The 24,335-nt window shown below is 72.7% G+C and carries 29 protein-coding genes; 16 read left to right on the plus strand and 13 right to left on the minus strand.

All coding sequences use genetic code 11. From position 1 onward, the window contains the following. Positions 1 to 279: helix-turn-helix domain-containing protein (locus tag R7226_RS20670; protein WP_318599206.1), on the plus strand; the 279-nt coding region annotated here is incomplete at its 5' end. Here R7226_RS20670 and R7226_RS20675 read toward each other — a convergent pair. The 5 genes from R7226_RS20675 to R7226_RS20695 form a co-directional block, all read right to left on the minus strand. Beyond that, positions 276 to 1,715, minus strand: coding sequence for an amino acid permease (locus R7226_RS20675; protein WP_318599207.1), 1,440 nt, complete (start codon positions 1,713 to 1,715; stop codon positions 276 to 278). The genes R7226_RS20670 and R7226_RS20675 overlap by 4 nt on opposite strands. 44 nt (positions 1,716 to 1,759) lie before the next feature. Then, entirely contained in the window at positions 1,760 to 2,074 is a 315-nt protein-coding gene (locus R7226_RS20680; protein WP_318599208.1) for a type II toxin-antitoxin system PemK/MazF family toxin, read from the minus strand. Further along, a complete protein-coding gene (locus R7226_RS20685; RefSeq protein ID WP_318599209.1) occupies positions 2,071 to 2,319 on the minus strand; it encodes a ribbon-helix-helix domain-containing protein in 249 nt (82 codons plus the stop codon). The genes R7226_RS20680 and R7226_RS20685 overlap by 4 nt, the downstream gene beginning before the upstream one ends. 102 nt (positions 2,320 to 2,421) lie before the next feature. After that, a complete protein-coding gene (locus R7226_RS20690) occupies positions 2,422 to 3,561 on the minus strand; it encodes an aminotransferase class V-fold PLP-dependent enzyme (RefSeq protein WP_318599210.1) in 1,140 nt (379 codons plus the stop codon). An 80-nt stretch (positions 3,562 to 3,641) separates the two neighbouring features. Beyond that, complete coding sequence (locus tag R7226_RS20695) at positions 3,642 to 4,037, minus strand: Rid family hydrolase (RefSeq protein WP_318599211.1); 396 nt, start codon at positions 4,035 to 4,037, stop codon at positions 3,642 to 3,644. An 87-nt stretch (positions 4,038 to 4,124) separates the two neighbouring features. On the opposite strand from R7226_RS20695, the gene R7226_RS20700 reads away from it, so the two are divergent. Continuing rightward, positions 4,125 to 5,303: a M24 family metallopeptidase gene (locus R7226_RS20700; RefSeq protein ID WP_318599212.1), complete on the plus strand. Its 1,179-nt coding sequence runs from the start codon at positions 4,125 to 4,127 to the stop codon at positions 5,301 to 5,303. Then, on the plus strand, positions 5,300 to 6,658 hold the full coding sequence (locus tag R7226_RS20705; protein ID WP_318599213.1) for a M20/M25/M40 family metallo-hydrolase: 1,359 nt from the start codon (positions 5,300 to 5,302) through the stop codon (positions 6,656 to 6,658). The genes R7226_RS20700 and R7226_RS20705 overlap by 4 nt, the downstream gene beginning before the upstream one ends. Here the strand turns inward: R7226_RS20705 and R7226_RS20710 are convergent. After that, positions 6,655 to 7,605 (minus strand): SDR family NAD(P)-dependent oxidoreductase, encoded by a 951-nt coding sequence (locus R7226_RS20710; RefSeq protein ID WP_318599214.1) that lies wholly within the window; start codon positions 7,603 to 7,605, stop codon positions 6,655 to 6,657. The genes R7226_RS20705 and R7226_RS20710 overlap by 4 nt on opposite strands. Before the next feature lie 53 nt (positions 7,606 to 7,658). Here R7226_RS20710 and R7226_RS20715 point away from each other — a divergent pair, with 53 nt between their 5' ends. Then, entirely contained in the window at positions 7,659 to 8,087 is a 429-nt protein-coding gene (locus tag R7226_RS20715) for a MarR family winged helix-turn-helix transcriptional regulator (protein WP_318599215.1), read from the plus strand. Between the two features lie 66 nt (positions 8,088 to 8,153). Here R7226_RS20715 and R7226_RS20720 read toward each other — a convergent pair whose 3' ends face one another. Further along, positions 8,154 to 9,041 carry a LysR substrate-binding domain-containing protein gene (locus R7226_RS20720; protein WP_318599216.1) on the minus strand — a complete coding sequence of 296 codons (888 nt, stop codon included), beginning with the start codon at positions 9,039 to 9,041 and terminating at the stop codon, positions 8,154 to 8,156. Positions 9,042 to 9,112: 71 nt separating this feature from the next. Between R7226_RS20720 and R7226_RS20725 the strand changes: the two genes are divergently transcribed. The 4 genes from R7226_RS20725 (at position 9,113) to R7226_RS20740 (ending at position 12,335) form a co-directional block, all read left to right on the plus strand. After that, entirely contained in the window at positions 9,113 to 9,778 is a 666-nt protein-coding gene (locus R7226_RS20725; RefSeq protein WP_318599217.1) for a CoA transferase subunit A, read from the plus strand. After that, positions 9,775 to 10,437, plus strand: a complete 663-nt coding sequence (locus tag R7226_RS20730) for a 3-oxoacid CoA-transferase subunit B (RefSeq protein WP_318599218.1) — start codon at positions 9,775 to 9,777, stop codon at positions 10,435 to 10,437. The genes R7226_RS20725 and R7226_RS20730 overlap by 4 nt, the downstream gene beginning before the upstream one ends. Before the next feature lie 5 nt (positions 10,438 to 10,442). Then, positions 10,443 to 11,660, plus strand: a complete 1,218-nt coding sequence (locus R7226_RS20735) for a thiolase family protein (RefSeq protein WP_404827883.1) — start codon at positions 10,443 to 10,445, stop codon at positions 11,658 to 11,660. A gap of 96 nt (positions 11,661 to 11,756) precedes the next feature. After that, positions 11,757 to 12,335 carry a collagen-like triple helix repeat-containing protein gene (locus tag R7226_RS20740; protein WP_318599220.1) on the plus strand — a complete coding sequence of 193 codons (579 nt, stop codon included), beginning with the start codon at positions 11,757 to 11,759 and terminating at the stop codon, positions 12,333 to 12,335. 100 nt (positions 12,336 to 12,435) lie between these two features. On the opposite strand, the gene aqpZ is transcribed toward R7226_RS20740, so the two are convergent. Continuing rightward, positions 12,436 to 13,155 carry an aquaporin Z gene (gene aqpZ, locus R7226_RS20745; RefSeq protein WP_318599245.1) on the minus strand — a complete coding sequence of 240 codons (720 nt, stop codon included), beginning with the start codon at positions 13,153 to 13,155 and terminating at the stop codon, positions 12,436 to 12,438. Between the two features lie 183 nt (positions 13,156 to 13,338). On the opposite strand from aqpZ, the gene R7226_RS20750 reads away from it, so the two are divergent. The 4 genes from R7226_RS20750 to R7226_RS20765 all read left to right on the plus strand — a co-directional run bounded on the left by R7226_RS20750 (position 13,339) and on the right by R7226_RS20765 (position 18,766). Continuing rightward, positions 13,339 to 14,142, plus strand: coding sequence for a hypothetical protein (locus R7226_RS20750; RefSeq protein WP_318599221.1), 804 nt, complete (start codon positions 13,339 to 13,341; stop codon positions 14,140 to 14,142). Further along, on the plus strand, positions 14,064 to 16,262 hold the full coding sequence (locus tag R7226_RS20755) for an amidase family protein (protein WP_318599222.1): 2,199 nt from the start codon (positions 14,064 to 14,066) through the stop codon (positions 16,260 to 16,262). Before R7226_RS20750 ends, R7226_RS20755 begins: the two co-directional genes overlap by 79 nt. A 116-nt stretch (positions 16,263 to 16,378) precedes the next feature. Further along, positions 16,379 to 17,770, plus strand: coding sequence for a PASTA domain-containing protein (locus tag R7226_RS20760; protein WP_318599223.1), 1,392 nt, complete (start codon positions 16,379 to 16,381; stop codon positions 17,768 to 17,770). Between the two features lie 111 nt (positions 17,771 to 17,881). After that, complete coding sequence (locus tag R7226_RS20765; protein ID WP_318599224.1) at positions 17,882 to 18,766, plus strand: universal stress protein; 885 nt, start codon at positions 17,882 to 17,884, stop codon at positions 18,764 to 18,766. Positions 18,767 to 18,779: 13 nt separating this feature from the next. Here the strand turns inward: R7226_RS20765 and R7226_RS20770 are convergent, their stop codons facing one another. From R7226_RS20770 to R7226_RS20780, 3 genes are all read right to left on the minus strand, one after another. Continuing rightward, positions 18,780 to 19,022, minus strand: a complete 243-nt coding sequence (locus R7226_RS20770; RefSeq protein ID WP_318599225.1) for a hypothetical protein — start codon at positions 19,020 to 19,022, stop codon at positions 18,780 to 18,782. Between the two features lie 177 nt (positions 19,023 to 19,199). Then, the gene (locus tag R7226_RS20775; protein WP_318599226.1) at positions 19,200 to 19,724 is read right to left on the minus strand and encodes a GNAT family N-acetyltransferase; all 525 of its coding nucleotides are present in this window, start codon (positions 19,722 to 19,724) and stop codon (positions 19,200 to 19,202) included. A 110-nt stretch (positions 19,725 to 19,834) separates the two neighbouring features. Continuing rightward, a complete protein-coding gene (locus R7226_RS20780; RefSeq protein ID WP_318599227.1) occupies positions 19,835 to 20,347 on the minus strand; it encodes a flavin reductase family protein in 513 nt (170 codons plus the stop codon). 79 nt (positions 20,348 to 20,426) lie between these two features. On the opposite strand from R7226_RS20780, the gene R7226_RS20785 reads away from it, so the two are divergent. Genes R7226_RS20785 through R7226_RS20800 form a run of 4 tightly spaced genes read left to right on the plus strand, consistent with a single transcriptional unit; the run spans position 20,427 to position 22,571 of the window. Beyond that, positions 20,427 to 21,143 carry a GntR family transcriptional regulator gene (locus tag R7226_RS20785; protein WP_318599228.1) on the plus strand — a complete coding sequence of 239 codons (717 nt, stop codon included), beginning with the start codon at positions 20,427 to 20,429 and terminating at the stop codon, positions 21,141 to 21,143. Next, on the plus strand, positions 21,143 to 21,634 hold the full coding sequence (locus tag R7226_RS20790; protein WP_318599247.1) for a hypothetical protein: 492 nt from the start codon (positions 21,143 to 21,145) through the stop codon (positions 21,632 to 21,634). Before R7226_RS20785 ends, R7226_RS20790 begins: the two co-directional genes overlap by 1 nt. A gap of 59 nt (positions 21,635 to 21,693) precedes the next feature. Continuing rightward, complete coding sequence (locus tag R7226_RS20795; RefSeq protein ID WP_318599246.1) at positions 21,694 to 22,215, plus strand: Fic family protein; 522 nt, start codon at positions 21,694 to 21,696, stop codon at positions 22,213 to 22,215. Between the two features lie 5 nt (positions 22,216 to 22,220). Beyond that, positions 22,221 to 22,571: a hypothetical protein gene (locus R7226_RS20800; protein ID WP_318599229.1), complete on the plus strand. Its 351-nt coding sequence runs from the start codon at positions 22,221 to 22,223 to the stop codon at positions 22,569 to 22,571. Here R7226_RS20800 and R7226_RS20805 read toward each other — a convergent pair. Further along, the gene (locus R7226_RS20805; protein ID WP_318599230.1) at positions 22,545 to 22,952 is read right to left on the minus strand and encodes a DUF6636 domain-containing protein; all 408 of its coding nucleotides are present in this window, start codon (positions 22,950 to 22,952) and stop codon (positions 22,545 to 22,547) included. The two genes, R7226_RS20800 and R7226_RS20805, sit on opposite strands and share 27 nt — an antisense overlap. 11 nt (positions 22,953 to 22,963) lie before the next feature. Next, positions 22,964 to 24,274 carry a cytochrome P450 gene (locus R7226_RS20810; protein WP_318599231.1) on the minus strand — a complete coding sequence of 437 codons (1,311 nt, stop codon included), beginning with the start codon at positions 24,272 to 24,274 and terminating at the stop codon, positions 22,964 to 22,966. Positions 24,275 to 24,335 lie beyond the last annotated feature (61 nt).

Below are 24,335 nucleotides of genomic sequence, written 5' to 3' on the forward strand. Positions count from 1 at the left end.
CTGCGCGACGCCGCCCGCCGCGAGCTGCGCCGGCTCGGCGCGCGCGTCGAGCCGCGCGGCCCCGCCAGCGGCGCCGACGACGGGCTGGCCGCGCTGACTCCGCGCGAGCGCGAGATCAGCGAGCTGGTGACCGACCGCCACACCAACGCCGCGATCGCGGCGAAGCTGTTCCTCAGCGAGAAGACGATCGAGACGCACCTGCGCAGCGTCTTCCGCAAGCTCGGCGTCTCCTCGCGCGTCGACGTCGCGCGGCAGGTCGAGGCGGCGCGGCGCCCCTAGCGCTCCGGCACCCGCCGGTGCGGCTTGGCGAGCACGAGGTAGGCGAGACCGGTGACGGCGATCAGCGTGAGCACGAGCGGCGCCGCCCACACCTGGTAGACGGGCGCGCCGGCCGGCGCCAGCGACGCGCGCGGCCACGCGATGTTGACCGTCTCGAACGCGAGCCAGAGGACGGCGAGCGCGTTCAGCACGACCCCGGCACGGCCGAGCTGGATGTGGCCGGCCGGCCGCCAGCTGCCGCGCAGCCGCGCGATCAGGGCGGCGAGCGCGATCAGCAGGAAGGCGACGTAGACCGCCGCGGTCCCGAACGCGATCAGGCTCCCGACCGCGGCGGTGCTCAGCCCGAGCAGCAGCCCGAGGCAGGCGATGACAGCGGTTGCGACGCTCGCGCCCAGCGGCGTGCGGCGCCGGCCGACGGTGCGCAGGAAGCGCGAGCCGGGCAGCACGCCGTCGCGTGCGACCGAGTAGATCGTGCGCGCGGTGAGCGCCTGCGCCGCCATCCCGCAGGCGAGGAAGGCGACCAGCACCAGCGCCGCGAACGGCTTGCTCGACCAGCCGCCGAAGGAGCTGACGACCGCGGTCGTGACGGGGTCGAGGTCGTTGCCCGCGACGACGGCCGCGGGGTCGGGGTGGGCGAGCGTGACCGCGACCGCGTTGAGGATCACGAGCGCGCCGACGCTCAGCAGCGCGATCCAGATCGCGCGCGGGAGGTGGCGCGCGGCGCTCTTCGTCTCCTCCGCCGCGCCGATGCAGGCGTCGAAGCCGATGAAGACCCAGCCGCCGACCGCCAGCGCCGCCAGCAGCCCCGCGAGGACCGAGCCGCCGGAGGCCGTCTGCGCACCGAGCGTGTCGGTCAGCAGCGCGAACTCCTGCTCGCGGAAGGCGAGCAGCAGCGCGACGCCGACCCCCAGCGAGGCGATCGCCTCGGCCGCGATCCCGCTCTTGACCGCGCGCGTCAGGACGCCGATCCCGCCGGCGCCGGCGAGCGCGCAGAGCACGACGACGACCATCGCCGCGAGCACGAGCCGCGGCGGCGTCGCGTCGATCCCGAGCAGGCTCAGCGCCCACGGCGCCGACAGGTAGGCGATCGTCGTGTTGGCGACGGCGTAGGCGCAGATCGAGACCCAACCGGTGAACCAGCCGTAGGCCGGTCCGAGCAGGCGGCGGCTCCACTGGTAGGCGCCGCCGGCGACCGGGAACTCAGCCGCCAGCTCGGCGTAGACGGCGAGCAGCAGGCACTGGCCCGCGAGCGCGACCGGCAGCACCCATATCCACGCCGGGCCGGCGACCATCAGGCCGACGAGCACGACCGCGTAGAGCCCGACGACCGGCGAGATCGTCGCGAAGCCGAGCGCGACGTTGTCGAGGATGCGCAGGTCCCGCCCGAGCTCCTGCGGGTAGCCGAGCTCGTCGAGTCGCGCTGTGTCGGCGTCCACGGTGCGCGCGAGCGTACTGCCTCCCCGAGACGGGCGGTTGACCCTCAGCAGTCGGCGAGCGCGTCGAGCGCGCGGCAGATCTCGCGGCGCCGCTCGTCGCCGAGCGATCCGATGCGATCGAACAGGAGGGTGCGTGAGATCGGCTGGAGGTTGTCGAACGATGCCGCGCAGTCGACGGGCAGGCCCTCAGCCGCTCCAAGCGGGACCTCGGTCGGGATCGCTCGCACCGTTCTCGTCACCGGCGCGACGACCACCCGGTTGAGCACGGGGACCGCTACGTCGCGCGTCACGACGAGCACCGGCCGGCGCTTGTCCTCTGCCTGCGCCCACCACACCTCGCCTTGGCGAGGCGTGCTCACCACGGCTCTTCGGCGATCATCGCGGCGGTCGCCGCGTCAGGCCACCGGAGGTCGTCTCTGTCCTGTGGGATTCGTCGGTAGCCCTCGACGATCGCCTGGCCGACCGCGGCCCGGCGCTCGCGCTCGATGACCGTCTCGAGTCCCGCACGCACCGCGTCAGAGCGCGACGCGAACACTCTCGCTCTGACGAGATCGTCGATCGCCTCGGCGATCTCATTGGGGACGCGTGTGACGAGCTGTGCCATGCGTTGAGCATAGCGCGGCGCAATGCGCTCTCCCCGAGACGGGCGCGGCTGGGGACAAGAGCCGCGCCCGCCTCTTGAGCGGGGAGGGGGGTGGGGGAAGGGTTACGTCAGCTCACACAGCGCCGCGAGCAGGGCGTCTACCTCGGCGGCGGTGTTGTAGTGGAAGATCCCGACGCGGAGCGCCTTGCCGCCGATCGTCTCGCGCAGGCCGAGGCAGTAGAAGTGCTCGCTGGCGGTGACGTTGAAGCCGCGCGCGACCAGCTCGTCGGAGACCTCGGCGGCGTCGCGGCCGGCGAATCTGAGCAGGAAGGTCGGGACGCGGCCGGCGCTCGTCGGCGGGCCGATCAGCTCGGCTCCCGCGGGCAGGCCGGCGAGGAAGCGCTCGCCGAGCTGGCGCGCGTGGGCGTGGCCGGCGCCGGCGGCGTCGACCGACGTCCAGTAGGCGACGGCGGCGGTGAAGCCGGCGAGCTGCTCGTAGGGCATCGTGCCCGTCTCGAAGCTGCGGCCGATCGGGTCGGTCGGCGCGGGGCGGACCTTGTACGGGCGCCACCCCTGCAGGAGCGAGCGGCGGCCGTAGGCGAGCCCGAGGTGGGGGCCGCAGAACTTGTAGGGGGAGCAGACGAGCAGGTCGCAGTCGATCGCGCGCACGTCGACCGGCAGGTGCGCGGCGTAGTGGGTCGCGTCGATCCACGAGAGCGCGCCGGCAGCGTGCGCGAGCGACGCGACACGCTTCGCGTCGATCACGTTGCCGACCGAGTTCGACGCGATCGAGAAGGCGACGACGCGCGTGCGCTCGCCGATCGCGGCGGTCAGCGCCGCCTCATCGAGCGCGAACGTGACCGGGTCGACCGGCACGGTCCGCACGACGGCGCCGACGTCGTGGGCGACCTCGATCCACGGCGAGACCGAGGCGTCGTGGTCGGACTGCAGCACGAGGATCTCGTCGCCCTCGCGCAGCTCGCGCGCGAAGGCGCGCGAGAGCGTGAAGTTGAGCGAGGTCATGTTCTGCCCGAAGATCGTCTCCTCGGGATCGCAGCCGAGGAAGCGGCCGGCGGCGTCGTGCGCCTCCTCGACGATCGCCGCGACGCGGCGGCTGGTCGGGAAGGCGCCGCCGAGGTTGCCGGCGGCGTCGCGCATCGCGCCGTCGACGGCGGCGCGGACCTCGTCGGGCACCTGAGCGCCGCCGGGCGTGTCGAAGAAGATCGCCTCGCCACCGCGCAGCGAGGCGAAGCGCGAACGCACGGCTTCGACGTCGTAGTCGAAAGCCGCGCCCAGAGGGCTCGCTTTCAACTGCGAGGACTCGCCGGAGGCTCCTCCTCGCGTCATGCCTTGACCGGCCCCGACGCGACGGCGTCCAGCTCGACCTCGACGAGGCAGTCCTGCGGGATCAGCTCGGCGACGTGGAGCGTCGTGTTGGCCGGGTCGACGCCGCGGAAGATCTCACCGTGGACCTCGACGGAGCCGCGCCACTCGGTCCCGGCGAGCAGGTAGATGCGGGTGCGGATCACGTCCTCGCGCGCGGCGCCGAGCGCGGCGGCGGCTTCGAGCGCGGTCTCCAGCGCCGCACGCGTCTGCGCGGCGGCGTCGCCGGGGAAGAGCGCGACACCTCTCGCGTCGAGCGCGGCGGTGCCGCTGACCGCGACGATGTCACCTGCGCGCGCGGCGCGCGAGTAGGAGGCCAACGTCTCGAAGGGACTGCCGCTTCTGACCGTGTGCATCCCTCCACGTTATCGAACGTCTCCACTATCGTGGACGATTCGTGCAGTATTTAGGCCCAGATTGCGTGCGACGATGAAGGACGAGCGATGACCTCCAGCAGCCCCACGGTCCTGATGTTCGCGGACACGACCCACACCGCCGAGATGCGGAACGAGGTCCCGCACTCCGTCCACGACCCCTTCCTCTACGTCGAGCACGGCGGCAAGCGCTACACGGTGCTGCGCTCGCTGGAGGTCGCGCGGATGTCGGAGCTGCCGAACATGACCGCGCTGCCGCAGGAGGAGTTCGGCCTCGACGAGCTGGTCGCCTCCGGCCTCAGCGGCGAGCAGGCGACGCTGGAGATCGCGCTGCGCGCCTGCAAGAGACTGGGGATCTCGCAGGCGGTCGTGCCGCCCGCGTTCCCCGTCGAGCTGGCCGACCACCTGCGCGCCGGCGGCATCGAGCTGACCGTCGACGCGAGCCTCTTCAAGACGCGTCGCCGCGCCAAGAGCGCGCCGCAGCTGGCCGGCATCAAGCGCGCTCAGACGGCGGCCGAGGCGGCCGTCGCGTCGGTCGCGACCGCGCTGCACGACGCGACCGTCGACAGCGACGGCGGCCTGTTGCTCGACGGCGCGCCGCTCACCTGCGAGCGGCTGAAGGAGGGCGTCGCGCTCGCCTTCATCCGCAACGGCTGCGGCGGCGACGACGTGATCGTCGCGCACGGCTACCAGACCTGCGTCGGCCACCACTCCGGCTCCGGCCAGGTGATGGAGGGCGAGCCGGTCACCGTCGACCTCTGCCCGCGCGACCCCGAGTCCGGCTGTTACACCGACATCACGCGCACGTTCGTCCGCGGCGAGGTCAACGACGAGCTGCAGCTCTACTACCGCATCGTGAAGGAGTCGATCGACGCCGTCCTGGCCGCGATCAGACCGGGCCTGCCGGTGCGCGAGCTGCACCGCATCTCGTGCGAGCCGATCGCCGCCGCCGGACAGCCGACGCGCCTGACGAAGAAGCCCGGCGAGGTGTTGAACGAGGGCTTCTTCCACTCGCTCGGCCACGGCGTCGGACTGGAGATCCACGAGGCGCCCCACCTCGACCAGAACGACGACGTGCTCGTCCCCGGCGACGTGATCGCGGTCGAGCCCGGCTGCTACCGCCAGGGCTTCGGCGGCGTGCGGCTGGAGGACCTCGTGCTCGTGACCGAGACCGGCTCGGAGCTGCTGACCGACTACCCGTACGAGCTGATCCCGACCACGATCACGCGCGGCGTCGCGACGGCATGAGCGAGCAGACCGACGCCTTCGTCGCGCGCGAGGCGGACCGCTTCGTCGAGGAGTGGCGGGCGATCTGCCGGATCCCGTCGGTCTCCGGCGAGCTGGAGGCGATCGAGCAGGCGGCGAGATGGATCGAGGCGCGGCTGGAGCCGCTGTTCGACAACGTGCGGCGGATCGAGATCCCCGGCTACGGGCCGCTGCTCGCGTCGACGCTGAACGGCAGCGGCGACGGTCGCCTGCTGCTCTACACGCACTACGACGTGCAGCCGCCCGGCGACCCGGCGGCGTGGACGACGCCGGCCTTCGCGGCCGAGCTGCGCGACGGCAAGATGTGGGCGCGCGGCGCCTGTGACGACAAGGCCGACGTCGTCGCGCGGCTGCACGCGCTGGAGGCGTGGGTCGCGACGCTCGACGGCGCGCCGCCGCCGTACACGGTGATCTACATCTCCGACCCGGCCGAGGAGATCGGCAGCCCCGGCCTCGCCGAGGCGCTCGCCGGCAACGCCGCCGACCTGCACGCCGACGCCTGCCTGTGGGAGTCGTTCCTGCGCGACGCCGACGGCCGCCCCGGGATCGGCTTCGGCTGCCGCGGCAACCTCGAGGTCAGGCTCGACCTGCGGCTGCTGAAGGCCGACCAGCACACGGCGTTCGCGTCGATCGTGCGGTCCGCGCCGCTGGAGCTGATGCGCGCGGTCTCCTCGATGACCGACGGCGCCGGCACGATCACGATCGACGGCTTCCTCGACGGGATCATGCTGCCGACGCCGATCCAGGTCGAGACCGCGGCGCAGATCCCCCTGCCGCGCGACGCGGTCGCGCGCGACGACGTCGACGCGTCGCCGTTCTGGCGCGGCGTCTCCGACGAGGAGCTGCGCCAGCGGCTGATCTTCGCGCCGTCGCTGTCGGTCGGGCGGTTCGTCGTCGGCGCCGACGGTGTCGGCTCGGTGCCGGCCGAGGCGAGCGTGACGCTGCGCTTCAGCCTCGTCCCGGACCAGGATCCCGCGCACGTGCTGGAGGCGATCGAGACCCACCTCGCCGCGCACGGCTTCGGCGACGTCGAGGTGACCGCCGGCCGCGCGATCCTGCCGGCCGCCTCGCCGCTCGACACGCCCTTCGCGCGCGCGACGATCGACGCCGCCGCCGACGTCTTCGGCGAGCCGGTCGTCTACCCGGTGCTGATCGGCGCCGGACCCGGCCGGATCGTGCTCGACACGCTCGGCGCGCCGGTCGTCTCACCCGCCGGCACGCTCCGCCCCGACGGCAACATGCACGGCCCCGACGAGCACGGCGCCGTCGTCGACTACCTCGACCACGTCCGCTTCACCGCCCGCCTGTTCGAGCGGCTGGCGGAGAACGGGTTCTAGGCCAGCCCCACCAGCGCCTCGGAGTCGCGCCACAGCTCGGCGGCGAGGCGCGGGTCACGCGCCTGCGCCGACGGCTCGCCGTCGCGCGTCAGCTCGACGTAGCGGCCGTTGCGCGGGCCTTGCGGTGGCGCGGCAAAGGATGGGTCGAGCGTCATCCGCGCGAGCTGCGCGCCGGAGCGCTCGGCGGTCGTCGCGCCGGGGATCAGCGCGGACAGCAGCGGCGCGGCGCGCAGGTAGAGGCGCTGCGCCAGCGGCGGGTAATCGCGCGCGAGCCCGGTCACAGGCATCAGGCCGGGGTCGAGGGCGTGGACGGCGATGTGGGCGCCCGGGCGCAGCGTCTCGATCCGGCGAGTCAGCTCCAGCGCCGTCATCGCGTTGGCGAGCTTGGAGGTCGAGTAGGCGACCTGGCCGCTCCCTTCGCCGGGGGTCGCGAGCGTGCGCGCGTCGGCCCAGCGCGGCGGTGGGAAGCCGCCGTTGCGCAGTCGCTGCGGCTTGTGCGTGCGGCTGGAGACGAGCACGACCCGGCCGTCGACGGCGAGCCGGTCGAGCAGCAGCCGGATCAGCAGGAAGTGGCCGAGATGGTTGGTGGCGAAGGTCGCCTCGAAGCCGTCGGCGGTCGTGTGGCGGCGGTCGGTGTACTGGATGCCGGCGTTGGCGACGAGCGCGTGCAGCGGCGGCAGCCGCGCGCCGTCGAGCGCGGCCGGGAAGGCGCGGACCGAGTCAAGCGAGGCGAGGTCGAGCGGAAGAGGGATCGCGCGTCCGCTCGCGCGCGCGGCCGCGGCTCGCGTCAGCTCGGCCGCCGCCCGTTCCCCGCGCGCCGCATCCCGCGCCGCGACGACGACCGTCACGCCCGGCTCGCGCACGAGCTGCGCCGCCGCGGCGCGCCCCAGCCCCGAGGTCGCGCCCGTCACGACGACCGTCCGCTCGACTACGCTGGAATCGTTCATGTAGCAAACGTTAGCATTACAAACGTTAGGATCGCAAACGATGATGGGATCGCATGGCTCTGCCTGACGGCTTCCAGCTCCCGACCGGCTTCGTGATCGACCGCCTGATGCGCGTCGCCGCGGGTCGCTGGACGGAGCTCTACGGGGAGCTGGGAATCGGCAAGCCGGCGCTGATCGTGCTCGTCGCGCTCGCGACCGAGGGGCCGTTGCGGCAAGCGCGCCTGAGCGAGCAGACGCGGATCGACAGAGCGACGCTCGTGGCGCTGCTCAACGAGCTGGAGTCGCACGACCTCGCCCGCCGCGCGCCCGACCCTGCGGACCGTCGCGCCCACGCCGTCTCGATCACCGACGCCGGCCGCGCCCTGCTCGTGCGCGCTGCGGAGCTGGAGGCGCGCGACGACTTCTTCGCCGCGCTGACGGCGAGAGAGCGCGCCACCTTCGACGCGCTGCTGGGAAGACTGCTCGCCGCGCACGGGGGGTGAAGGCAGCCGCGGCCCCGCGCCGCCGCGCCGCGCCGCAACCCCCGCGCCGCCGCGCCGCGCTCCCGCTCACCCCTCCCGCAGCACCGCGACGAAGTTGCGCAGCGCGGCCGAGCTGTCCTCGGCGCGCCACAGCGCGCCCAGCTCGACGTCCGGCCCCGGGTCGCGCAGCGGGCGGAAGGCGACGCCGGCGCGGCCGAGCTTCTCCAGCGACGCCGGCACGAGCGCGACGCCGATGCCGGCGGCGACGAGGCCGAGCGTCGTCTGCAGCAGCCAGACGTCGTCCTGCACGGCGCGCGGCTCGAAGCCGGCGCGGCGACAGGTCTCCATCACGCGCGCGTTCAACCCCGGCATGTGGTGGCGCGCGGGCACGACGAACGGCTCGTCGCGCAGCGCCGCCACCGGCAGCGGCGTGCCGTCAGCCGCCAGCGGGTGCTCGGCCGGCAGCGCCGCGACGAGCGGCTCGCGCGCGACCGTAAGCACCTCCAGCCCGGGGTCGGAGAACGGCAGGTAGAGGATGCAGAGGTCGAGCGCGCCGGTCCGCAGCGCGGCGACCAGCTCGTCGGGCGGCAGCTCGCGCAGGAACAGCTCGACCCCTGGATGGCGGGCGCGGAACGCCTTCAGCCGCGACGGCAGCGCGCCGACCGACGCGGACGGCACGAAGCCGACCGTCAGGCGGCCGACCTCGCCGGTGCCGGCGCGCGTCGTCGCGGCGAGCGCCTGCTGGACCTGCACGAGCAGCCGCCGCGCCTCGCCGAGCAGCACCTCGCCGGCGTCGGTCAACGCGATCGCGCGGCGCGAGCGGTCGAACAGATCGACCCCCAGCTCGCGCTCGAGCGCGCGGATCTGCGTCGACAGCGGCGGCTGCGCGATGTGCAGCCGCTCGGCGGCGCGCGTGAAGCTCAGCTCCTCGGCGACCGCGACGAAGTAGCGCAGGTGGCGCAGTTCGACATCCATACCTCTGGAGTATGCAAGGGCGGCCGAACGAGTATTGGACAGATAGGAGCGCGCGCGCGAAGCTGAGCGCCATGGTCGATCTCCTCACCCCCGCGGAGGCGCTCGCGAAGGTCCAGCCCGGCGACACCGTGATGGTCGGCGGCTTCGGCCTCGTCGGTGCGCCGCTGACGCTGATCGCCGCGCTGCTGGACGCATCCGACGCCGGCGACCTCACGGTCATCTCCAACAACCTCGGCGAGCCCGGTCGCGGCCTCGGCAAGCTGCTGCCGACCAGACGCGTCAGGAAGGCGGTCGGCTCCTACTTCACCTCCAACCGCGAGGTCGTCGAGGCCCACCTCAGAGGCGAGATCGAGGTCGAGCTGCTGCCGCAGGGAACGCTTGCCGAGGCGATACGCGCCGGCGGCGCCGGGATCGGCGGCTTCTACGTCCGCACCGGCGCCGGCACGCTGCTGGCCGAGGGCAAGGAGCAGCGCGAGATCGACGGCCTCCAATACCTCTTCCAGCTGCCGCTGAAGGCCGACGTCGCGCTGATCCGCGCCGCCAAGGCCGACCGCGCCGGCAACCTCGTCTACGCCCGCACCGCGCGCAACTTCAACCCCGACATGGCGACCGCGGCGAGAACCGTGATCGCCGAGGTCGACGAGATCGTCGAGGTCGGCCAGCTCGACCCGAACGAGATCGCGACCCCGCACCTGTTCGTCGACGCGCTCGTGCGCAGCGAAGGAGCCAAGCCGTGAGCGCCTCCGTCTCGACCGTGATCGCCCAGCGCGTCGCGCGCCACATCGAGGATGGCGAGATCGTCAACCTCGGGATCGGGATCCCGACGCTCGTCGCCGACCACCTGCCCGACGGCGTCGACGTCGTGCTGCAGACCGAGAACGGGATGCTCGGCGTCGGGCCGACGCCGGCCGAGGCCGACGTCGACCCCAACCTCGTCAACGCCGGCAAGCTGCCCGTCAGCGAGCTGGCCGGCGCCTCCTACTTCTCCAGCTCGGCCTCGTTCGGGATGATCCGCGGCGGCCACGTCGACGTCGCGATCCTCGGCGCGCTGCAGCTCGACGGCAAGGGCCGGATCGCCAACTGGTCGATCCCCGGCAAGCCGATCCTCGGCGTCGGCGGCGCGATGGACCTGCTCGTCGGCGCCCGCCGCGTGATCGTCGCGACGACGCACGTCGCCAAGGACGGCACGCCGAAGATCGTGCAGGAGGCGAGCTTCCCGCTGACGGCCGACCGCCCGGTCGACCTGATCGTCACCGAGCACGCGACGTTCGCGGTCGGCGACGACGGTCTGACGCTGATCGACGTGGCAGAGGGCAGCAGCATCGAGTGGATCGAGCAGAACACGGGCGCGCGCTTCGACCTCGCGCCGCAGCTGAGTCAGGAGGCGGTGCGATGAGCGAGCTGAACGAGGCCTGGATCGTCGAGGCGGTCCGCACGCCGATCGGCCGGCTCGGCGGAGCGCTCTCCGCCGTGCGCCCCGACGACCTCGCCGCGCTCGCCGTCGGCACCGCGGTCGAGCGCTCCGGGATCCCGGCGGAGACGATCGAGGACGTCGTGCTCGGCTGCGCCAACCAGTCCGGCGAGGACAACCGCGACGTCGCGCGGATGGCGGCGCTGCTGGCCGGCCTGCCCGAGACGGTCGGCGGCACGACGCTCAACCGCCTCTGCGGCTCCGGCCTCGACGCGATCTCCTACGCCGCGCGGGCGCTGATGGTCGGCGACGGCGAGGCGTTCGTCGCCGGCGGCGTCGAGTCGATGAGCCGCGCGCCGTGGGCCGTCGCCAAGCCCGCGAAGGGCTTCGCCACCGGCCCCAACACGATGTACGACACCGGCCTCGGCTGGCGCTTCGTCAACCCGAGGATGGAGGCGCTGGGCCACACCGACTCGCTCGGTCAGACGGCCGAGAACCTCGTCGCCGAGCGGCCGGACGTGGTCACGCGCGAGGCGCAGGACCGCTTCGCGCTGCACAGCCACCAGAAGGCGCTCGCCGCTCAGGAGGCCGACCGCTTCGCGCGCGAGCTGGTGCCGGTGACGGTCAAGGAGCGCAAGGGCGAGCGCATCGTCGACGCCGACGAGGGCCCGCGCGCCGACACGTCGCTGGAGCGGCTCGCGGCGCTCAAGCCGGCGTTCGTGAAGGAGGGCGGGACGGTCACCGCCGGCAACTCCAGCTCGCTCAACGACGGCGCCGCCGCCGTCGTGCTCGTCAGCCCCGCCTACGCGCGCGAGCACGGCCTCGCGCCGCTGGCGAAGATCCGCTCGATCGCGACCGCCGGCGTGCCGCCGCGCGTGATGGGGATCGGCCCGGTGCCGGCGAGCGAGAAGGCGCTGGAGCGGGCCGGGATCGGCCTCGCCGACGTCGGCCTGATCGAGCTCAACGAGGCGTTCGCCGCGCAGGCCCTGGCGGTGCTGGCGGAGTGGGGCATCGACGCCGAGGACGAGCGGCTCAACGTCAACGGCGGCGCGATCGCGCTCGGCCACCCGCTCGGCTGCTCCGGCGCCCGCCTGCTGACGACGATGGTGCACGAGCTGCAGCGCCGCGACGACGTCACCTTCGGCCTCGCGACGATGTGCATCGGCGTCGGCCAGGGGATCGCCGTCGTCGTCGAGCGCGTCTCCTAGACAGCGCTTCGCGGCGTGCCGTCACGGCGCGCCGCGACTCCCAGGCGAGCGGTGTGTTGGAATCTCGACCACGCCAATCGACATCTTGGGGGCAGGATGAAGCGCACCGCAGTGCTCGCAGCGACTTTGACCGGCATCGTCGTGCTGCTCGTGACCGGGCTGCCGGCACAGGCCGCACGGCTGATCACCGGCAACGACATCAAGAACGGATCGATCACGCGCAAGGACGTGCGCAAGGGCACGCTGACGCTCGACCGTCTCTCGACGCCGACGCAGAGACTGATCCTCACCAACGGCGCCGTCGGCCCGACCGGTCCGCGCGGGGCGACTGGTCCGCGCGGCGCGACCGGCGCCAGAGGGGCGACCGGCAACAGAGGCTCGACCGGTGGGACCGGCCCGCGAGGCCCCGCCGGCGCCAACGGCGTCAGCGGCTACCAGATCGTCAACGCCGCCTCGACGGCCGCGACCGGCGCATCGCAGACCTTCGCCGTCGTCTGCCCTCCCGGCAAGGTCGTGCTCGGTGGCGGCGGTCAGGTGACCGGCGGCACCAATGGCGTGATCACCGGCGGCATCCCCCTCGGCAACACCTGGCAGCTGACCGCGACCGCCGATCCGGCCCCCGCGCCCGCCTGGCAGATCAACGGCTACGCGATCTGCGCGACCGTCCCGTCGTAGGACGCCCCGCAGGACGACGCGACGCGGGCGGGCTCCCCACGAGCCCGCCCCGCCGCGCGGCGCGCGTTCAGCCGGCGCTCGGCTGAACGCGCGGGACGTGTCAGCCAGCGGCGACCGCCGACTCCTCCGGCGCGACCGCGACCTCGCTGCTGAACAGCAGCGCGTGCAGCCCGGCCGCCAGCAGCGCGCCGACCAGCGGCGCGACGATGAACAGCCACAGCTGCTCCAGCGCCCAGCCGCCGACGAACAGCGCCGGGCCGATCGAGCGGGCCGGGTTGACCGAGGTGTTGTCGACCGGGATCCCGACGAGGTGGATCAGCACCAGCACGAGGCCGATCGGGATGCCGGCGAAGGCGACGCTGGCGATCCGGTCGGTCGCCGCCAGCACGGTGAAGACGAGGAAGCCGGTCAGCACGACCTCGATCGCGAAGGCCGAGCCCCACGGGTAGCCGCCGGGCGAGTGGTCGCCGTAGCCGTTGGCGCCGAAGCCGGCCTCGCCGGCGTCGTAGCCGCCGGCCTTGCCCTTCACGATCACCAGCAGCAGCGCGGCCGCGACGATCGCGCCGGCGATCTGCGCGATCCAGTACCGCGCCGCCTCGCTCAGCTCGATCTTGCCGCGCGCCAGCAGCCCGAGCGTCACCGCCGGGTTGATGTGGCAGCCCGAGACGGGGCCGACCGCGTAGGCCATCGCCAGCAGCGAGAGGCCGAACGCGAAGGCGACACCGAGGAAGCCGATTCTGTCGCCGGCGATCACTGCGGCGCCGACACCGCCGAAGACGAGCACGAAGGTGCCGAGCGCCTCCGCGAGCGCACGTTTCATTGCCACGGCCCTGACCTTTCCGTCGAGTGAATCTCCCGCAGGCGCCTTTCGTCGCCGCCGCGACGACTCCTCCGCAAAGCGGGGTCTCGTCGCTCCGTGACATTGCCTGTCCAATCGTCACCGTGACTGCCCTGTACGGGTGGCGATACCGCTGTTCACATCTCGTTCTCAGAATCGGACGGCATGAGATCCCCATGCAGTGAGCGGCCGCGACGCCGCGTGCTCGCCCTCGCCGCGGCGCTCGCCGCGAGCGTCGGCGCGGGTGCCGTGCTCGCGCCCGCCGCAGGAGCAGTCAACTTCGTCACGACCGCCAACGGCGAGCGCTGGGAGGTCAACGACGGCGCGATGCCCGGCCTCGACACCGGTTCGATCCGCAGCGTCACGAGCGCCTCGCTGCTCGGCTACGGCGGTCTCCGCATCAGCGTCTCAGGTGCCCCGCCGGCGCGGATGGACGGCGAGCTGATGCGCGGCTTCGGACTGCGCTTCGACGGGATCGACACCTTTGCGACGACGACGCCCGTGAACCTCTCCGGGATCGACGTCGCACGCGAATTGAGACTTGACGCGACCGGCAACAGCACCCGCTTCGTCGACCGCTTCACCAACCGCACGAACATGCCCAAGACGGTCGAGGTGACCTTCGGCGGCATCCTCGGGCAGAACAACAGAGAGAACCAGAGCGAGGTCGTCAACAGCGCCAACGGCGACACGGCGATCAGCTCCCCGACAGCTGGGTCGAGGTCGCGACGCCGACCGCGGCGGCCAGAACGGCGACCGGCGGCCCGACCCAGAACGGCCCCTCCGCGACCGTCCTCGGCACCGCCGGCACCGGCCTGCTCGGCTCGCTGCAGCGGACGGCCAACTTCTTCCGCAACCCGTTCGCCAACCCGCTCGAGGTCGGCGCCGGAATGGAGGCCAACTTCTACGGCTTCCTGCGCCGCATCACGATCCAGCCGGGCGAGACGAGATCGCTGGCGCACTTCGTGATCGTCGGCAGAACCGAGCTGCCGACCAGCGGGCCGGTGCCGGCGCCCGGCAGCGAGATCGAGGCCGTCCGCGTGCGCGCCGTCGCGCTCGCCGCGGCGCCCGACTTCGACGGCCTTTCGGTCGGCGAGCGGTGCGAGCTGGCCAACTGGGACCTCGCCGCGCTCGACCCGGCGTTGCCGGCGACCTGCGCCGCGCGCCAGGCGCCGCAGCCGGAGCCGTTCAGAAGCGCGCCGGAGCCGGTCACCTCCTCGCCCTACGACGTCGTCAACAAGACGCTGACCGAGCTGCAGGCCGACATGACGGCCGGTCGCACGACCTCGCAGCAGATCGTGCGCGCCTACCTCGACCGCATCGCCGCCTACGACACCGGCCAGCTCGGCCTGCACTCCTTCATCCACGTCGCCGAGGACGCGATGGACCAGGCGCGCGCCGCCGACCTCGCGCGCGCCAACGGCAGAGCCGGCCCGTTGCTCGGGATCCCGGTCGCCGTCAAGGACCTCTATGACACGAAGGACATGCCGACGACGAACGGGTCGCTCGTCTTCGAGGGCTTCCGCCCGGTCAAGGACGCCTTCCAGATCGCGCGCCTGCGTGCGGCCGGCGCGATCATCCTCGGCAAGGCGAACATGTCCGAGTTCGCCAACTCCGGTCGCCACAGCGAGTCGCCGTGGGGCCAGGTCTGGAACGCGATCAAGCTCTCCTCGACCTCGCAGGGCTCCTCCGGCGGCTCCGGCGTCGCGGTCGCGGCCAGCTTCGCCGCCTTCTCGATGGGCAGCCAGACGGGCGTCTCGCTGAACGCGCCATCGGGCGCCAGCAGCCTCGTCGCGCTGCGCGGCACCGACGGCATGTCGAGCGTCAGCGGCGCGATGCCGCTGACCTGGATGCAGGACTACGCCGGCCCGCTCGCGCGCTCGGTCACCGATCTGGCGACGATCCTCAACGTCACGACCGGGACCGACCCCGCCGACGAGGCGACCGTCGACGCCGACAGACACCGTCCCGCCGACTGGACCAGCGTGCTCGACCCGAACGCGCTCGCCGGGAGACGGATCGGCTACCTCGCCAGAGAGTTCGTGGCGCCCACCTACGGCACGCCTGGCTCGCTCGTCGTCTCCAGAGCGGCGCTCGAGCAGGTCAGAGCGCTCGGCGCCGAGCTGGTCGAGATGCCGAGACAGCCGGATCCGTTCAGCAGCAGACCGGGCGGCTCGCTGCAGGCCGAAGGCTGGTACCGCTGGATCGCCGAGCATCCCGAGTCGCCGTACAGAACGCCGGCCGAGATCCAGACCTCGCAGCGCAAGCTGCCGTACAACCGCAGCACGAGATACACCGGCGTGCCGATGACGCCGCAGCAGGTGACCGCCACGCGCGCCGACCGCACCGAGTCCAAGCGCCTGCTGGCCGCCTGGATGGACGCGGCCGGCGTCGATGCCGTCATCTACCCCAACAACACGTCGGACTTCCACGACAACGACTCCGGCGCGCTCGGCGGCGCCTTCTCGACCGCCCCGGCGTCGAACTTCGGCGCCCCCGAGGTGATCGTGCCGGTCGGCGTCAACGACCACGGCTTCCCGGTCTCGATGCAGATTCAGGGCCGCGCGTGGGACGACGCCAAGGTCGTCGGCTTCGCCTACGCGCTCGAGCAGCGGATGAAGGGCCAGGTCACGCCGACGAAGCTGCCGCCGCTCAGATACGTCGCCGGGAGCGAGCCGACGCCGATCGTGATCGAGAAGGCGCCGGCGCCGGTCACGCAGCCGCCCGCGCCTGCGCCGTCGACGAACGGCGGTCCGCCGCCGGCGCCGAAGCCGGCCGCGAAGAAGCGGATCACGCTGCGCACGTCGGTGACGGCGAGACGCAGCGGCAGCCGCGTCGTGGTGAGAGTGTCGGTCGTCGCGCCGAAGGCGCTGGCCGGCAAGCGGGTCGCGATCCAGCGCCGCGTCGGCGGGCGCGTCGTGACGGTCGCGCGCGTCAGAGTGGCGGCCAACGGCCGCGCGACGGCGACGCTGCGACTGAAGCCGGCCGCCGCCTACCGCCTGCGCGTCAGCGCGCCGGCGACGGCGACGACGAGAGCCGGTGCGAGCGCCTTCAAGCTCGTGAAGGTGCGCGCCGCCGCGAAGCGGTAGCGGCTGCAGGCGGCTGGGGCGCGCACGCGTGCGTCCCGGTCGCCGTGCGGACCGCGGGGAAGCTGTCGGGAACTTCCCCCCATGTCGCGGAGGAGGGCGCCGGCCACGCTGCCAGCATGCCCTTCTCCGCCTTCCGCACCGCGCTCGCGCTCGGCTGCGCCGCCTCGCTCGCGGCCGCCGCGAGCGCTCCGGCCGCCCAGCTCTCGCTCGAGGGCGACACGCTCGTCTACCGCGCCGCTCCCGGCGAGACCAACCGCGTGATCGTCAGCACCGACGATCCCGGCGAGCTGCGCTTCCTCGACAACGCCGCGATCTCGTTCGGCGCGCCCTGCTACCGCGCCGAGTGGGACGGCGAGGACGTCGCCCGCTGCGTCTTCGCCGGGCCGGTCCGGATCGAGACCGGCGACGGCGCCGACAGAGTCTCCTTCTCCAGCGGCCTGCCCGCCGCGCAGCAGTTCACCGCCGACGGCGGCCCCGGCGACGACGAGCTGTCGGCGCCGCTCGACGGCCTCGCCGTCACGTTCCGGGGCGGCGACGGCACCGACAGACTCAGCGGCGGCGTCGGCAATGACACGCTCGACGGCGGTCCCGGCAACGACAACCTCGCCGGCGGCTGGGGCAACGACACGCTGCAGGGCGGCGACGGCGACGACAGCCTGCTCGGCGACGGCCTCAAGCCGTTCGCCGACGTGATCGACGGCGGCGCCGGGCACGACGCGATCGTCAACGACTGGGTCAACGACCACCAGAACGCGCCGATCGCCGTCTCGCTCGACGGTGTCGCCAACGACGGCCTCGCCGGCGAGGGCGACAACGTCGTCGGCGTCGAGTCGATCCAGGTCAACCAGCCGGCGAGCCTGTCGGCGGGCGCCGGCGCGGTCGCCTTCAGAGTCTTCCAGACTGGACCCGGCCCCTCGAAGCTGGTCGGCAGCGACGCCGCCGACTCGCTGATCTCCTACGACTACGACGACGTGATCGAGGGCCGCGGCGGCGACGACACGATCGAGGCCGGCTTCGGCAATGACACGATCAGCGGCGGCCCCGGCCGCGACTCGATCAACGCCGACGCCGGCAGCGGCGCCTGCAACTTCCTCGTCTGCCGCACCGGCGCGGGCAACGACACGATCGACGTGCGCGACGGCGAAGTCGACAGCGTCGTCTGCGGCCCCGGCACCGACACCGTCACCGCCGACGCGAACGACACCGTCGCGCCCGACTGCGAGACGGTCAACCGGCCGGCGGTCGTGCCGCCGCCGGTCGACGAGAGAAGAGCGAGAAGAGAGTCGAAGCCGACGGGCAAGCGCTGCGTCGTGCCGAAGCTGAAGGCCGGCGTCACGTTCGCCGCCGCGAAGAAGGCGCTGGTGCAGAAGGGCTGCAAGGCCGCGTCGAAGCAGGTCCGCTCGACGAAGATCCGCAAGGGGCGCGTCGTGAAGCTCTCGCAGAAGGCGGGCAAGAAGCTCGCGTACAAGAAGACCGTCACCGTCTTCGTCTCGAAGGGGCGCCGCTGAGCGCGTAGTTCCCACGGAGCCGCTCGCGGGCGGCGCGCGGATGAGCGATCGCGCGCCGCTCGATACGGTCCAGGGCACGGCCCCGAACCTGAACGACGGCGGAAGGACACCATGGGACGCATCCTGATCGGCTTCGACGGCTCCTCACACGGCGAGGACGCGCTCGCGCTCGGGCGTGCGCTCGCGGCGGCGGAGGGCGGCGACACCGAGCTGGTCGTCGCGATCGTCTACAAGGCCGTCATACAGAAGGACTCGCACGGGACCGAGAGCGACTACCAGGGCCGCCTGCGCTACGAGGCCGAGCAGGAGCTGGAGCGCGCCCGCGCGCAGGCGCCGGAGCTGCCGGCCGAGGCCTTCCGGGCCGTTCGCGCCAGCTCGGCCGCGTCCGGGCTGCACCGCCTCGCCGAGGAGCTGGAGGCGGAAGCGATCGTCGTCGGCACCAGCCACCGTGGCGCGCTCGGGCGCGTCTGGGCCGGCAGCGCGACCGAGCAGGTGCTGCACGGCGCGCCGGTTCCCGTCGCCGTCGCGCCGGTCGACTACGCCAAGCGCGAGGAGTCCGAGCGCACGCTGCGCCGCGTCGGCGTCGCCTACGACGGCTCGCCGGAGTCCAAGCACGCGCTCGGTCGCGCGATCGCGCTGGCGCAGGCGGCCGGCGCCCAGGTCGTGCCGATCTCCGTCGTCGACCTGCGCACCCCGACGACGATCGCCTACGGCTACGAGAAGTACGTCGACGCCGTCCGCGAGCTGGTCGCGCTGGAGCTGAGGGAGGCTGGCGAGACGGTCGCCGGCGCCGCCGACGTCGACCTCGTCGAGCGCGAGGGCGAGCCGGCCCGCGAGCTGGCCGAGGCGAGCAAGACGGTCGACCTGCTGGTCGCCGGCTCGCGCGGCTACGGCCCGCTCAAGCGGGTCCTGCTCGGCTCCGTCAGCTCGCGTCTGGTGCGTGAGGCGGAGGGTCCGTTGCTGCTGCTTCCGCGCTCGGCGGTCGAGGCGGAGTAGAGGGTCGTAGGCGTCAGAGCAGCGGCTCGCGCGACAGCTCGCGCAGCCTCTGCTCGACGCGGGTCAGCTCGCGGTCGAAGTCGCTCATGCCGAGACGAAGCGGGGCGGGAACCTCGTCCCGCTTCGATGCGGCGAGCTGGCGCATCGCGGCCAGCGTGCGACGAATCCTCGCCGCGCGGTGCGCGAGGCGCTGCTGCTCCAGCTCGACGCCGAGGGAGTGCGCCGAGCCGATTTCCGGAAAGGTGAGTCGTGCCATGGGGCGATCTTGCCGATGCGACCGCCGGCACGCAAAGCCCAGGTCACCATTCCTACGGATTTGTAACCGTGAAATAGTCGATTGAGCCGCCGAGGTGCCAGGAAAGACGTTTGCGCACCTCGGCGGAGTGGACGGAATGACCGCGCGCGGTTCGGCGCGTGGACGACTGTCCGGTCGTCAGTCGCCGACGACCGGCTCGTCGATCGAGCCGACGTAGACGACGAACCCTCTCGTGTAGCCGCGCCGCTCGTAGAGCCGCTCGGCGTCCGCGTTGGTCGCGGCCGTGGTGATCTCGAGGTCGCCGACGCCGCGCTTGCGCAGCTCCTCCTCGACCGCGTCGAGCAGCTCCGAGCCGATGCCGCTGCCGCGCAGGTCAGGCAGCACCGACAGCGACTGCAGCGTCGCCATCTGGTCGCCGGTGCACCACGACGCGTAGCCGGGGCCGACGGTGACGAAGGCGTAGCCGATCGGGCCGCCGGCGTCCTCGGCGATCAGCACGAAGGCGTTGGGGTCGGTCAGCCACCGCGCGTACTTCTCGCGGCGGTTGCGCCACGACGACTCCGGGTTTCGCGCGAGCGCGTTGCCCAGCAGCGGCGTGATCGCCGCGTAGTGGTCCTGCAGCGCTCCCCACAGCGGCGCCAGCTCGTCGAGCTCGGCGATCGGCAGCGTGCGGATCGTGTGCTGGGAGTCTCGTATGCTCATGTCGTTTCCACCCTCGGACGCCTTGCCCGGTCGAGGCGGCGACTGCCGTCCCCGCGCGGGCCCTGCATGGGTTGTACCCGACCGCAGCGGGGAACACCAGGCGCGCCGCATCAGTCGTCGAAGGCGAGTCTGCCGAACTTGCCGCGGTAGTAGGCCAGCGGAGCGCCCGGGCGGGCCGTCGCCTCGTGCACCTCGGCGAGGAAGACGACGTGCGTGGCGACCTCGACCTGCTGTCTCACTCTGCAGACGAGCTGGGCGAGCGCGTCGACGAGCAGCGGCTGGCCGTGGTCGCCGAGCGTCACGTCGACGCCGGCGAACTTGTCGCCGCCCTTGGCGGCGAAGCGACGCGCCAGCTCGTCGTCGCCCTCGCCGAGGATGTTGACGGCGAAGGCGCCGGAGTCGAGCACCGCCTGGCCGGTCACCGACTCTCTGTTCATCGCGATCAGCAGCATCGGCGGCTCCAGCGACAGCGAGCTGACGGCGCTTGCGGTCGTGCCGTGCAGCGTGCCCTCGAGGCTGGTGGTGATGACGGTCACGCCGCTGGCGAAGTGGCCGATCACATCGCGGAACGCGGACGGGGCGAGCGGCTGCAGGCGGGGGTCGTGGCTGTCGTCGGCGGTCACGTCGGCTTCCTTCCCGACGCATTCTGTCGGGTCCGGTGCGGAATTGGTTGTATGACGGGCATCCGATACCCTGAGATGGATGGCCGGACTCGCAGATCTCTCCACTCCAGGCGGTGACTCGCTGCGTGTCGGTCGCGTCGCCGCGCCGCTGCGGGAGCAGGTCGTCGACGTGCTGCGAGAGGCGATCCTCGACTTCCGCCTGAAGCCCGGGCAGCGTCTGATCGAGCGCGAGCTGATCGAGCAGATCGGCGTCTCGCGCACGACGATCCGCGAGGTGCTGCGCCAGCTCGCGGCCGAAGGGCTCGTCACGACGATCCCGCAGAAGGGCGCGATCGTCGTCGTCCCCTCGCCCGAGGAGGCCGCCGAGCTGTACGACGTGCGGCTCGTGCTGGAGGCGGCGGCGGTGACGCGCTTCGTCAGAAACGCGAGCGCGATGCAGGTCGCCGCGCTGCGCGGCGCCGTCGAGGAGATGGAGCGCGTCGCTGAGGAGGGCTCCGACGACGTGCGCGCCGTGCTGCGGGCCAACGACGAGTTCTACGAGGTGCTGCTGCAGGGCGCCGGCAACAGATCGTTCCACGCGCTGCTGGCGGGCGTGCAGGCGCGCGTGCGCGTGCTGCGCGCGTCGTCCCTGTCGCAGCCGGGGCGCGCCGCGACGGCGGCCGCGGAGCTGCGCGCCGTGGTGGAGTCGATCGAGGCCGGCGACGGCGAGCGCGCGGCGGCGCTGACGGCCGAGCACCTCGAGCAGGCGGAGCGCGCCGGTCTGCGTGCGATCGCCGCCGCCGGCGCTCCCGACTGATGAGCTCCAACCAGCGCCTGATCGCGATCGTCGGCCTCGTCGTCGTCTGCGCGCTCGGCTTCGTCGTGGCGAAGGCGAGCGAGGACAGCAGCGACGACCAGATCGCGCCCGAGCCGTCCGTGACGGCACCCGCCGCGCAGGCGCCGGCCGACCCGGCCGCGACCGTCAGAACCGCGAGAGGCGTGGTCGCCCCGGACGGCGCGACGGCGCCGGCGAGACCGGCCGCGCCGGCCGTCCCGCGGATCGTCGTCAGAGACCTGCAGCCGGTCGGCGGCGTCAAGGAGCTGGTCTTCCACAAGGGCGACACGATCCGCTTCGTCGTCGACTCCGACGCGCCGGAGGAAGTCCACCTGCACGGCTACGACGTCGCCGAGGACGTCGCCCCGGGCCAGCCGGCCAGATTCGCCGTGAAGGCGAACATCGAGGGCATCTTCGAGGCCGAGCTGGAGCACTCCGGCACCCAGATCGCCTCGATCACCGTCGAGCCGTAGCGGCGCGGCTTGCGGCGAGCGCCGGCGGCGCTCGGATCGCGGAGCAGCGGCCGATCAGACTGACGCCGGAGCATCTCGAGCGGATGCATCTCGGAATCTTCCGCACGACCTTCCCGGAGCGGGCCGGCAGATTCCGCGACGACGACGTCACGTACGGCGCGCTGTGGCGCGAAGACGGCGTGCGGCAGCGGCAGCTGATGGTCGGACTGCCGGTCGAGGAGGTGCGTCCGGCGCTCAACGCGGCCTTCGCCGCCTACGACGCCGAGCTGAGACGGTGCGAGCCTGCGCGGCGTCACGCCGCTGACGCGATCACGACGGCCGTGACGCTCTACGCGGAGGTGCTGCGCATCCATCCTTTCCCGGACGGCAACACGCGCACGACGTTTCCGCTGCTGCAGGTGGCTCTCGTTTCGCTGGGCAGCCAGGCGACTCACTTCGCAGGCGCAGAGCTGCAACGACGCGAGGCACTCGGCTGGGCGGTGCAGCCCGATCCGGCGCGCCGAACCGTCGAACCGCTGATCGCTTTCGTGAGCGAGCGGATGAAAACCAGTCCCTTGGTGTTGACGCGGATGGAAGGATGAGAGTCATGACCGGACGTTGCATCGAAGACGCCCACTTGGGGCCGCGCACGCCGATAACTCATGACGACGCGATGGTGCTCGCGGTCAGCGGCATGCTGACCGCGTACAGCGACGAGCATCTCGCGGTCGTGCGCCGTGAGGCGGAGGCCGCGACGCGCAAGGCCGACGCCGAGAATCCGAGCTGGCGCGATGATCCGCTCGCGGTCCGGATCACCGCCGTGATGCTCGGTCTCAACGACCCGGCTGACGTGGGGCGCGTGTGGCCGAGCGAGCGCGCCGGCGTGGCGATGCGCGCCGACGCTGCCGCGGATGCCGCCGGGGCGCCGCGCTCAGAAGACTCTGTACGAGCTGCGTGAGACGGTGAAGCCGTGGCCGCTGCCGCTGTGGCTGCAGGTCATGCCGGCTCTGCGGCTCGTGCAGGTGAAGCTGCCGACGGTGCGGGACTTGCCGTAGGCGAGCACCGCGCCTCTGGGGTTGAGCGTCGTGTCACCGGCGCAGACGACGCGACCGCGGCCGCGCCGTTCGACGAAGAAGCCGTTGCCCCAGTCGAGCATGCACCCTCTCGGCTTCGCCGGCGTTCTCCAGGTGCGTCTTGCGACGTCGCAGCGGGCGAAGCCGGTGTCCATCGCGCAGCCGATGTTGTGCGACGGCGCGCTGAACATGACGAGCTTTGCCTCCGCGCTCGCGGGGAGCAGCGCGAGCACGAGGACGGCGGCGACGGCAGCAGGCGATCTCATCGGCGGCCAGCCTACTCCTGCGGCGCGACGGAGAAGCGCAGCGGCAGCGACGCCAGCCCGTAGACGCCCTGGACGCCCTCGTAGACCGGCTCGCCGTCCAGCTCCAGCGTCTCGATCCGCGCGGCGAGGAAGGCGAGCGCCTCCTGCAGCTCCGCTCTGGCGAGGTTCGCGCCGAGGCAGTAGTGGACGCCGGCGCCGAACGTGAGCAGTCTCGGCGGCGCGCCGCTCGCGCCCGTGCCGCTCGCGCCCGTGCCGCTCGCGCCCGTGCCCGTGCCGCTCGCGCCCGCCGCGCCGCCCGCGCCCGCACCCCGCGTGATGTCGAACCGCTCCCCGTTCGCGATCCCGTCGCGATTGGCGCTGAACGACGACACGAGCACGATCGTGTCCTTCGGGAAGGTCACGTCGCGATACTCGACCTGCTCGACGAGGATCCGCGCGGTGAACGGCGTGATCGGCTCGAACCGCAGCGCCTCCTCGACCGCCGCCCCCGCCAGCCCCGCCGGGTCGGCGCGCAGCGCCGCCCACTGCGACGGCTCACCGGCCAGCAGCCGCAGCGCGTGCGCCAGCTGCGACTGCGTCGTGTCGACGCCGCCGATCAGCACGTTGAGCACGAGGTTGACCAGCTCGACGTCGGAGAGCCGGTCGCCTTCCGACTCGGCGGCGATCAGCTGCGAGATGAGGTCGTCGCCGGGCGTGCGGCGGCGCCGCTCCAGCAGCTCGCCAGCGTAGGCGTAGAACTCCTCGACGGCGCGCTCGATCCGCGGCCGCTCGCTCATCAGCACCGGCGGGTCGAACTGGCGCTGAATCCAGTTCGACCACTCGTGCAGGCGCGGGGCGTCCGCCAGCGACGCGCCCATCACGGTGGCGATCGTCAGCGACGGATACGGCTTCGCGAAGGCGGTGACCAGCTCGCAGCGGCCGGCCTCGCGCACGTCGTCCCACAGCGACGCGAGGAACGACCGCATCGCCGGCCGCCAGCGCTCGACCGCGCGCGGCGTGAAGGCGGGGCTGACGAGCCCGCGCAGCCGTCTGTGCTGATCTCCGTTCAGGTGCAGGATGTTGCGCCGCATCTCCTCCAGCAGCGGCCCCTCCTCGATCGCGAACAGCTCGGCGATCTTCATGCCCGGGAACTCGGCGCTGCGGGTGCGCAGGAAGAAGCTGGCCGCCTCGCGCTCCAGCACGACGTAGCCGAGCGGCGTCGAGGCGATCCAGCCGCGGCCGCGCAGCGCGGCCATCGTCGCGTGGAAGCGCGGGCCGTGCAGCTCGGCGTCGGTGTAGTCGAACGCCGGCAGGTCCCGCAGGTCTGTCACGAGCGTCGCCATCGAACCGGATCTTGGCGGAGCGTACACGGGTGCGGCCGGCCGACGACGCGGGTATGTTCGC

The organism is Conexibacter stalactiti, from assembly GCF_033542075.1.
Taxonomy (GTDB): Bacteria; Actinomycetota; Thermoleophilia; order Solirubrobacterales; family Solirubrobacteraceae; genus Conexibacter; species Conexibacter stalactiti.

Coding starts and splice junctions, on each gene's coding strand:
- R7226_RS20685 (WP_318599209.1), bottom strand. CDS start 2,319: ATGGCACAGCTCGTCACACGCGTCCCCAATGAGATCGCCGAGGCGATC.
- R7226_RS20695 (WP_318599211.1), bottom strand. CDS start 4,037: ATGCACACGGTCAGAAGCGGCAGTCCCTTCGAGACGTTGGCCTCCTAC.
- R7226_RS20700 (WP_318599212.1), top strand. CDS start 4,125: ATGACCTCCAGCAGCCCCACGGTCCTGATGTTCGCGGACACGACCCAC.
- R7226_RS20705 (WP_318599213.1), top strand. CDS start 5,300: ATGAGCGAGCAGACCGACGCCTTCGTCGCGCGCGAGGCGGACCGCTTC.
- R7226_RS20710 (WP_318599214.1), bottom strand. CDS start 7,605: ATGAACGATTCCAGCGTAGTCGAGCGGACGGTCGTCGTGACGGGCGCG.
- R7226_RS20715 (WP_318599215.1), top strand. CDS start 7,659: ATGGCTCTGCCTGACGGCTTCCAGCTCCCGACCGGCTTCGTGATCGAC.
- R7226_RS20720 (WP_318599216.1), bottom strand. CDS start 9,041: ATGGATGTCGAACTGCGCCACCTGCGCTACTTCGTCGCGGTCGCCGAG.
- R7226_RS20725 (WP_318599217.1), top strand. CDS start 9,113: ATGGTCGATCTCCTCACCCCCGCGGAGGCGCTCGCGAAGGTCCAGCCC.
- R7226_RS20740 (WP_318599220.1), top strand. CDS start 11,757: ATGAAGCGCACCGCAGTGCTCGCAGCGACTTTGACCGGCATCGTCGTG.
- aqpZ (WP_318599245.1), bottom strand. CDS start 13,155: ATGAAACGTGCGCTCGCGGAGGCGCTCGGCACCTTCGTGCTCGTCTTC.
- R7226_RS20750 (WP_318599221.1), top strand. CDS start 13,339: ATGAGATCCCCATGCAGTGAGCGGCCGCGACGCCGCGTGCTCGCCCTC.
- R7226_RS20755 (WP_318599222.1), top strand. CDS start 14,064: ATGGAGGCCAACTTCTACGGCTTCCTGCGCCGCATCACGATCCAGCCG.
- R7226_RS20760 (WP_318599223.1), top strand. CDS start 16,379: ATGCCCTTCTCCGCCTTCCGCACCGCGCTCGCGCTCGGCTGCGCCGCC.
- R7226_RS20765 (WP_318599224.1), top strand. CDS start 17,882: ATGGGACGCATCCTGATCGGCTTCGACGGCTCCTCACACGGCGAGGAC.
- R7226_RS20770 (WP_318599225.1), bottom strand. CDS start 19,022: ATGGCACGACTCACCTTTCCGGAAATCGGCTCGGCGCACTCCCTCGGC.
- R7226_RS20775 (WP_318599226.1), bottom strand. CDS start 19,724: ATGAGCATACGAGACTCCCAGCACACGATCCGCACGCTGCCGATCGCC.
- R7226_RS20785 (WP_318599228.1), top strand. CDS start 20,427: ATGGCCGGACTCGCAGATCTCTCCACTCCAGGCGGTGACTCGCTGCGT.
- R7226_RS20790 (WP_318599247.1), top strand. CDS start 21,143: ATGAGCTCCAACCAGCGCCTGATCGCGATCGTCGGCCTCGTCGTCGTC.
- R7226_RS20800 (WP_318599229.1), top strand. CDS start 22,221: ATGACCGGACGTTGCATCGAAGACGCCCACTTGGGGCCGCGCACGCCG.
- R7226_RS20805 (WP_318599230.1), bottom strand. CDS start 22,952: ATGAGATCGCCTGCTGCCGTCGCCGCCGTCCTCGTGCTCGCGCTGCTC.
- R7226_RS20810 (WP_318599231.1), bottom strand. CDS start 24,274: ATGGCGACGCTCGTGACAGACCTGCGGGACCTGCCGGCGTTCGACTAC.